Raw genomic sequence first — 8741 nt, 5'->3', positions numbered from 1 at the left:
CAACTTGTATTCTATGGCTTTTTTTACAATATAATCCAGCGCCTGATCGGTAATGGTAAAGCTGATATCGTCCATGGCGAACAGCTTTTCGTACTGTTTGATAATGGCGTTTTTCGGTTCGGTCAGAATGGCGCGAAGGGTTTCTTCGTCCAAGGGATTCATGTGGGTCAATACGGGAAGCCTTCCGATGATTTCGGGGATAAGTCCAAAATCCTTTAAGTCCTTGGGAATAATATATTGTAGGATGTTGTTCTGATCCAGTTGTTCATCCGCCTTGGAAGCACTATAGCCCACGGCCTGCATATTCAGGCGTTTGGTAATGGCCCGTTCGATACCGTCGAAGGCACCCCCGGCTATAAATAGGATATTCTCGGTATTTACTTCGATAAATTTCTGATCGGGATGTTTTCGGCCTCCTTTTGGCGGTACATTTACCATGGTGCCTTCCAGTAGTTTCAACAGACCTTGCTGTACCCCTTCCCCTGAAACATCGCGGGTAATCGAAGGATTGTCGCTTTTGCGGGCAATCTTATCAATTTCATCGATAAAGACAATGCCGCGTTCGGCTTTCTCTAAATTATAATCCGCGGCCTGCAACAATCGGGTAAGGATGCTTTCGACATCTTCACCGACATAACCGGCTTCGGTAAGTATGGTGGCATCGACGATGGCCAGCGGTACGTTTAGCATTCTGGCGATGGTTTTGGCCATGAGGGTCTTACCCGTACCGGTATGCCCTACCATAATAATGTTGCTTTTCTGTATCTCAATGTCGTCATCCTTCGATTTGGACTGCAACAATCTTTTATAGTGGTTATATACGGCAACCGACATTACTTTTTTGGTGCGTTCCTGACCGATAACGTAAGTGTCCAAAAAGTCCTTAATTTCCTGGGGCTTTTTCAATACCAATTCAGAGGATAGGTCATTGGTCTTCGTTTGTCGCGATTCTTCTGCTACAATACCGTGGGCCTGCTCGATACACCGATCACAGATATGTGCATCAAGACCTGCAATCAAAAGATTGGTCTCGGGCTTTTTTCTCCCGCAAAACGAACACTCTAGATTTTCCTTCGCCATACTACTACGTTCTCTTTTTTTCCTAAACCCTAACGCTGAATTTTCTATTTTGGTTTACCTCTTGTCGAAAATTCTATAGATCGAATGTTTGGTCGATAAAAGGCCCGGCAACTTTCAAGTTTTTCCGGTACGCCCTATTTGTAACGCTTTTTAATTTTCATAACTCGCTCAATCCGTATCCCGAGCCAAAATATCGTCGATCATTCCGTATTCCTTGGCCTTGTCGGCCTTCATCCAATAATCTCGATCACTGTCATCGTTTACCTTCTCGATGGTCTGCCCGGAATGTTTGGCGATTATATTGTAAAGTTCCTCCTTTAAAGTCAAAATCTCCCGAGCAGTGATTTCTATATCGCTGGCCTGGCCTTGGCCACCGCCCATAGGCTGATGGATCATGACACGGGAGTGGGTGAGCCCACTGCGTTTGCCTTTTTCGCCCGCGCAAAGCAGTACCGCGCCCATCGAAGCGGCCATACCGGTGCAGATGGTGGCCACGTCGGGTTTGATGAACTGCATTGTATCGTAAATGCCCAAACCGGCATAAACACTACCGCCCGGGGAGTTTATATAGATCTGGATGTCTTTCGCTGCATCGGTGCTTTCTAGAAACAACAGCTGCGCCTGCACGATGTTGGCCACCTGATCGTTGATTCCCGTACCCAAAAAGATAATGCGATCCATCATCAAACGTGAGAACACGTCCATGGCGACAGCATTCATTTGCCTTTCTTCGATAATGTTCGGGGTAAGGCCGACGGGATGCATGCTTTCGACGATCTTGTCGTAATACATGCTGTTGATACCCTGATGTTTGGTAGCGTAATTCTTAAATTCTTTTCCGTAATCCATTTTCTTATATTCGGTGGGTTTAAAGTAAGGAGGTGCCGAAACCTATGGTCTTCCTAACATTAAAGATACCCTAATTATTTGAAAGTTCCTTGAACTAATCGCGAGTTCATTATCCGTATACCTCTTTGATGAAATCTTCGTAGTTCACCTCCTTGATTTTCAGATTTGCCTTTTCCTTGTAAAGATTCAGCAATTTTTGGCTCATCAGCTGCTCCGATAACCGTTTCGCCTCGTCTTGGTTCCCTAAGACTCGGGCAACGATAGTGTCAAGTTCCTCCTCTTGGGGATCCAGTTGTCCGAACTGGGCCATTTGCGACCGGATGAAGCCCTTGGCAAATTCCTTCAATTCGTCGAACTGCAGCTGTATTCCGTTTTCCTGAATGATTTTACCCTCGATCAGTTGATAGCGGAGTCCTTTTTCCGATTTTTCATATTCGGCATTGGCCTGATCCTCGGTCAAAGGCTCTTCTCCGGTCATGCGGATCCATTTGGTCAAGAATTCTGAAGGGAGCTCGAATTTTGTGTTGTCGATAAAATATTCGGTCACATCGTTCAACAATTTCTGGTCCGCCTGTTGTTCGAACTGTTTTTCGGAATCTGCCTTGATCCGCTCTTTCATTTCCTTTTCCGAGGTGATTTTGCCTTCTCCGAAGAGCTTGTCAAAAAGTGCTTGGTTCAGTTCGGCGGGTTCGCGTTCGTTGACTTCGGCTATCGTAAAGCTGACCTCGATATCGAGGTCTTTGGCTTTTTCTTGGGATACTCCGAGAACACTCGATAAGAGATAGTCTTCCTTGAAAAGGCCTTTGGTTTTGACGCTAACGGAATCGCCCACCTTTTTTCCTTTCAGGGCTTCGAGGGCTTTTTTGCCCTTTATCTTGTCAAGCTCGAGCGTGGCCTTATTATCTATTTCTTCCTCCCCGTTTTTAAAGGTGCCGATGACCTCGTCATTTTTGCCGACCTCGGTCTTGCTCACCAGTTTGCCGTATTGTTTCTGTAAACGCTCGACCTGTTCGTTGACCATTTTCTTATCGGCAACGATCTTATATCGGGTAATCGGTTTTTTGGTATCTAGGGAAACCTTGAAATCGGGGGCAAGGCCCAATTCGAATTCAAAGGCAAGTTCTTCGTTCTCCCAATCGAAATTATCCTGTTGTTTGGGTAGCGGATTTCCGAGAACATCCAACTTTTCCTCGGTCAAATATTTGTTGAGGTTGTCTTGTAAAAGTTTATTTACCTCGTCGACCAAAATGGACTTACCATATTGTTTTTTGATGAGGCCCAAAGGTACTTGTCCTTTTCTGAAACCAGGAATATTGGCCTGTTTTTTATAATCTTTCAGGATTTTATCCACTTTATCCTGATAATCGTCCTTGGTGATAGCTACGGTAACGACCGCATTGAGATCATCGATCTGCTCTTTGGTAATGTTCATCTAAATCTTCTTTTTAAAATTCCTCGAAACGGGATGCAAAAGTAGTACAATTTACGTATCCTAGCAAGTTTTGAAAGGCTTGAAAAGCATTGGGACGTGTAAAAGTATCGTACGCCCTATATCCGTCAAATCAGGGGAAAGACTATGGGAATACAATAAACGAAGCGATTACCGGCAATGCGTATTGGTTAGGATTCACACTTTGTCTTTCTCTTTAAGAAGTGAGAACAATAAAGATTGTAAAAGGGAAAGTAGCAAGCTAAAGAGCAAAGCCCACCAGATGCCGTCTACATTAAATCCGCCGATGAGGTTGTCGGCCAGTAAGATAATAATTGCATTGATGATCAAGAGGAAAAGCCCGAAGGTAACGATGGTCACCGGAAGGGTCAGTATGACGAGGATCGGTTTAACGATAAAATTCAACAGACTCAATACGATGGCAACAACGATGGCCGTAAAATAGTTGTCGACCGAAACGTGTGGAAGTACCTTTGACAAAATGACGACCGCTAACGCACTTAGGAGTATTCGTAATATGAGTTTCATTTCAGTAGATTCTTTGGAATGCAAAAAGGTACCGGGTTTTCCGATGCCTTCAAAATTAGAAATTTAATTCGGATTAATTGATGTACAGCCCCTTGTACTCCAGAGGATCTACCTCGGGCAAATTGGCGCCATAGGTCGTTTCGATCGTTTTTAGAAATTCGTTGGCCATTAGTGCGTAACCTCTAGGGGACAGATGTACACCATCTAAAGAAAACCCGCCTCCCGTCGCAAAAGTGGCGGTAACGACGCTGCGGTCGGAAAGAGTAATACCTTCCCCGGCCGCCCTGTCCAACAATGCCTTTGCATCAACAAAGCCGAGACCATATTGATCCGCCAATCCTGAAATGGTGGCGTTGAAACTTTCTGTGGCGTTCAATACTTCGGCCTGTTCACTGGGGGTCAGTACCCATTGGTCTTCCAAAGGGTACGTTATGCCATTTACAGCAAGTTGTCCGGCATTGGCAGCGGGCAGCCCCAATTCTTGCAGCATGGTAAAAGCGGTTTGGTTCAGCGTTGCAATTTCGCTTCGGGCGGTCAGTACAATAAGGTCATTTTCATTGGCTTGCCTGGCTTGACCGTATAGCAATCCCAATACGGTTGCAGTACCCACATCCAATCCTCCTCCTATCAATGCGCCGGTGATCTGTGCGGAAAGATCGGGCAGCGATTCATCTTTTATGACCAGCGCACTGGCCGCGTCTTCGGCAAATACGATGGACCGCTCCGGTACTTGCAGGACGGCGAAAACTTGGTTCAGTCCCGCAAAACTCTGGTTCAAGATCGGAATTTGAGGTCCGAAATCCGGGTTGGTCGGGTCTAAAGGCGCAAAAGGTACGGTTGTAAAATAAGGTATCGCGGTTACATCGGGCAGGTTGGCAACCGCACCTCCTGCTTCATTGGCGGTAAGTGCCTGTAACAGCTGATTGTAAATGTTTGCAAATACATTGGGGTCGGTAATGTCGCTAGGGCCGTAGGTAGAAGGGTCTAGGTTACCATTTTGATTGGTACCCGAACCACCGGACGTGGCGTAAGAGAGTATATCGTTATTGCCGATCCAAAGTGTAAAGAACGTAGGGTTTTGTGCGACCGCATCGCCGATAATGGTGGCCGTGGGAGCGGAGGCGAATCGAACAAAGTAGGGATTGGCCGCCCCGACCGCTAGGGCTTCAAGGCTTCCATAGCCAGGTGCGGCCAAATGATAGATTTTTGCGCCGGGTACTCCCACATTGTTGAAAGGACCGGATTGTATGTCGGTCACTTCCGTAGCGCCTTGACCTTCCAACCGGATAGGAGTAGGGGAGCCGGAAGCAAAAGATAGGATAAACCGATTTTCAAAACCTTCGAGTTTTTCACCGCCAAGGGTCAGCCCTCCTAAGTTGTCCGCCATCAACGGTATTTTGAATTCCCCGCCACCCGCTTCGGCAAAACTGCCAGCGAGCATATTCGGGTAAGAGGCTTCCTGACCGTCGAGAAACAAAGCGCCATCTGAATAACCCGCGGTCAGCGAGTTACCTACGGCTACATACTTGGAGAAATCGGCCGATCCGGCCGTATAATTCTCCGGGGTCGGCTCGGTAGGGGGATCTATAGGGGCATTGTCGTCACTACTACAAGAAATAATGAACAGACCGAAAAAAGCAAGTAATGCTAGAATCTTTTTCATCGTATTGTTTTGAGTTAGGGGGCGTTAAAGGTTTGTTAACGTTGTGTTGACTCAAAATTAACCAAAATTATCACACGTACACTAGTTTATACGAAAAAATTATGCACGCATAGTATTTTTAAGTTCAGTTTCAAAAAAAGTAGCGGAGGGTTTTAGATGGGAAACCAAACACCTAGATTTTAGGTATAGACCTTTGAGCCGGTCATCGGTTACCCCGAATATTTGAATTTTTCAAGAAAGCCAAGGACTTTTCAAAAAACTGCTCCGGATTCTCCGCGTGCAGCCAGTGACCGGCATTGATGGTCTCCATTTCGGCTTGGGGAAAGTGTTGTCTGAACTCGGGCAGGTCGCTTTGGGCGATGTACTCCGATCGGTCGCCCCGAAGAAATAGGGTGGGGCCGTCAAAGGTGTCCGATGCAGCGATATTTTCCCCGATTTCTTCCATTTTCTCGCTCAGTACATCGAGATTGAAGCGGAAGGCCAGCTTTTCCTTTTCGATCCAATACAGGTTTTTTAGGAGAAACTGACGCGTTCCGAGGTCGGAAATATGCTTTTTCAGCTCGGCATCTGCGGTATTTCTCGAGGTAAAGGCTTCGGGACTAAGGGCGTTCAATCCGTCGATTATGGGCTGGTGGTGGGCCGGATAGTATTTGGGCCCGATATCGGCGACCAAAAGCTTTTCCGTACGTTCCGGATGGTCGCAGGCGAATTGCATGGCCGTCTTTCCGCCCATAGAGTGTCCCAAAATTAGCGCCTTGTCGAGATTATGGTGTTCCATATAGCGTAGAAGGTCGTCCGAAAGCAGATCGTAGTTAAACTCGTCGGACCAAAAACTTTGTCCGTGGTTGCGCTGGTCAATCAGGTGCACCTCGAAATCGGATTCCGCATACTGACCGCCCAAGGTCTTCCAATTATCCAGCATGCCTAGAAATCCGTGCAAGATCAACAGTGGTTTTCCTTGGCCGTCTATTTTTGAATGGAGGATGTGTTTTCCCATAGAAAATTAAATATTTTATTTGCACGATGCACGATGCACGATGCACGATTTTATCTTTTTTCAACACCAAACATCCGACAAAAATCATCCAGCACCGAGCGTCGGGCATCGAGCCTTTTTCACTTCAACCTATGCAGATACATATTCACTACATTCTCCAATCCCAGATAAAGCGACTCGCAAATAAGCGCATGCCCGATGGATACTTCTAGCAAATGGGGTACGTTGTCCTTAAAATACTTGATGTTATCGAGGCTTAAATCGTGACCTGCGTTAAGGCCTAAACCTAATTGGTGTGCCATTTTGGCTGCTTTGGCATACGATTTTACGGCTAATTCAGGCTTTCCATCTTGGTAAAGTTTGGCAAAACTTTCCGTGTAGAGTTCAATGCGGTTGGTTCCTGTTTCGGCGGCGCCTTCGATTATTTTTGGATCGGTATCCGTGAAAATGGATGTCCGGATGCCGTTTTCTTTGAAGGTGGAAATGACCTCCTTTAGAAAGTCCCTATTTTTTATGGTATCCCACCCGGCATTCGAGGTAATGGCATCGACGGCATCGGGCACCAAGGTAACCTGTGTCGGTCGTACCTCGAGCACGAGGTCGATGAATTTGGGAACGGGATTGCCTTCGATATTGAATTCGGTGGTCACGATGGCCTTCAGATCGCGCGCATCCTGATAGCGGATATGCCGTTCGTCGGGCCTCGGATGTACGGTTATGCCCTGTGCCCCGAACGCTTCTATATCGGTCGCCGTTTTTAACACATCAGGTACATTTCCGCCCCTGGCGTTGCGCAAGGTGGCAATTTTATTGATATTCACACTGAGTTTTGTCATTCGTCCGGTTTTTGGTACCGTTCATACAAAAATACGGATTAGGCATGCCTTTTGATATTATTAATTAGTAATTTGCGTTAGAACATTACAAAGTTATGCATATCCAAAACCACATTGTTTCCAATATTCCAGTCTTTGAGATCGGTGATCCCTTATCAAAGGTCGTCCAATTTTTTAAGGAGACTACCCATTCCCATGTTGCTATAACTGAAAATGGCGGCTATTTGGGCGTGTTGGACGAAAATGATCTGGAACAGTTTCAAGAGGATGAAAAAGTGGAGCATCACAGATACGACCTCGGTACTTTTTTTGTCAGAAAGGATACCAATTGGCTCGATGTGCTGGAAACATTCGCCCGTAATGAAGCGAATCTGGTACCGGTTCTGGACGAAGAAGGAAGGATGGAAGGCTACTACGACCTGACCGATATCGTTACTGTTTTTATCGACACCCCATTTTTTACGGAGCCTGGCGGAATCATCGTTTTGGCCAAAGGGATAAAGGATTATTCGTTCAGCGAAATCGCCCAAATCGTGGAAAGTAACAATACGAAACTGATCGGAGGTTTTATAACCGATTACAAAAACGACGTTATCCAAATTACTATTAAGGTAGCATCGGCTAATTTCAACGATATTGTACAGACCTTTCGACGCTACAACTATACTATTCTCTTCGGAAACCAAGACGACCAGTTCTTGGAAGACTTAAAGGAGCGTTCGAACTATCTGGAAAAATATTTGAGCGTTTAGAAACAGTTTGAGGTTCAAAACTATTTCGTAGTTTGGTTCAAGTTTTAAAACTAAACACCTCAAGTCCCATCCCATGAAAGTCGCTCTCTACAGCCAGACCTATCAACAAGACACCTTGGACTTTGTGGTCGAACTCCTAGACGAACTCCACAAAGAAAACGCGGAGGTGTGGATAGAAGCTGAGTTTTATGCCTATTTTGCCAATAACCATCCTTCCAAAACCTATACTACCTTTACGGACACCGAGGGTTTGGATGACTCTTTCGATATGTTCGTCAGTTTTGGCGGCGACGGCACCATTTTACGGGCCACTACGTTTGTAAGGAACCTGGGCATCCCTATTGTCGGGGTGAACACCGGTAGGTTGGGTTTTCTATCCACATTTAATAAAGAGGAAGTCCGAAGGGTGGTGCAGGAATTCAAAAACGGCAGGTATTCCATCATCGAAAGAAGTTTGGTCGAGGTCAGTGCAGCATCGGATATTCCCGAGTTGAAAGGACTTCATTTTGCACTCAACGAAATAACGGTAAGCCGCAAGGATACCACCTCGATGATTACGGTAGAGACCCATCTCAACGGCGAATAC

Annotated in this window: 9 protein-coding genes; 2 read left to right on the top strand and 7 right to left on the bottom strand. The window is 46.0% G+C overall.

The genetic code is table 11. The annotated features are described in order from the left end of the window. From clpX to ACEW8S_RS14405, 7 genes are all read right to left on the bottom strand, one after another. Nucleotides 1-1080: ATP-dependent Clp protease ATP-binding subunit ClpX (gene clpX / locus ACEW8S_RS14435; protein WP_373518839.1), on the bottom strand; the 1080-nt coding region annotated here is incomplete at its 3' end. A gap of 168 nt (nucleotides 1081-1248) precedes the next feature. After that, complete coding sequence (gene clpP / locus ACEW8S_RS14430) at nucleotides 1249-1929, bottom strand: ATP-dependent Clp endopeptidase proteolytic subunit ClpP (protein WP_373518838.1); 681 nt, start codon at nucleotides 1927-1929, stop codon at nucleotides 1249-1251. 109 nt (nucleotides 1930-2038) lie between these two features. After that, on the bottom strand, nucleotides 2039-3361 hold the full coding sequence (gene tig / locus ACEW8S_RS14425; RefSeq protein WP_373518837.1) for a trigger factor: 1323 nt from the start codon (nucleotides 3359-3361) through the stop codon (nucleotides 2039-2041). A gap of 195 nt (nucleotides 3362-3556) precedes the next feature. Next, nucleotides 3557-3907, bottom strand: a complete 351-nt coding sequence (locus ACEW8S_RS14420; protein WP_373518836.1) for a phage holin family protein — start codon at nucleotides 3905-3907, stop codon at nucleotides 3557-3559. 73 nt (nucleotides 3908-3980) lie between these two features. Then, the gene (locus ACEW8S_RS14415; RefSeq protein WP_373518835.1) at nucleotides 3981-5570 is read right to left on the bottom strand and encodes a G-D-S-L family lipolytic protein; all 1590 of its coding nucleotides are present in this window, start codon (nucleotides 5568-5570) and stop codon (nucleotides 3981-3983) included. A gap of 202 nt (nucleotides 5571-5772) precedes the next feature. Further along, a complete protein-coding gene (locus ACEW8S_RS14410; protein WP_373518834.1) occupies nucleotides 5773-6567 on the bottom strand; it encodes an alpha/beta fold hydrolase in 795 nt (264 codons plus the stop codon). A 119-nt stretch (nucleotides 6568-6686) separates the two neighbouring features. Continuing rightward, complete coding sequence (locus ACEW8S_RS14405) at nucleotides 6687-7403, bottom strand: pyridoxine 5'-phosphate synthase (protein ID WP_373518833.1); 717 nt, start codon at nucleotides 7401-7403, stop codon at nucleotides 6687-6689. A 95-nt stretch (nucleotides 7404-7498) separates the two neighbouring features. Between ACEW8S_RS14405 and ACEW8S_RS14400 the strand changes: the two genes are divergently transcribed. Beyond that, entirely contained in the window at nucleotides 7499-8155 is a 657-nt protein-coding gene (locus ACEW8S_RS14400) for a CBS domain-containing protein (protein WP_373518832.1), read from the top strand. A gap of 73 nt (nucleotides 8156-8228) precedes the next feature. Further along, nucleotides 8229-8741, top strand: a 513-nt coding sequence (locus ACEW8S_RS14395; protein WP_373518831.1) for an NAD(+)/NADH kinase, incomplete at its 3' end; no start/stop codon positions are given.

The sequence above is a fragment of the Pricia sp. genome (assembly GCF_041745955.1).
Lineage (GTDB): Bacteria > Bacteroidota > Bacteroidia > Flavobacteriales > Flavobacteriaceae > Pricia.
This window is presented reverse-complemented; position numbering and strand designations above follow the sequence as displayed.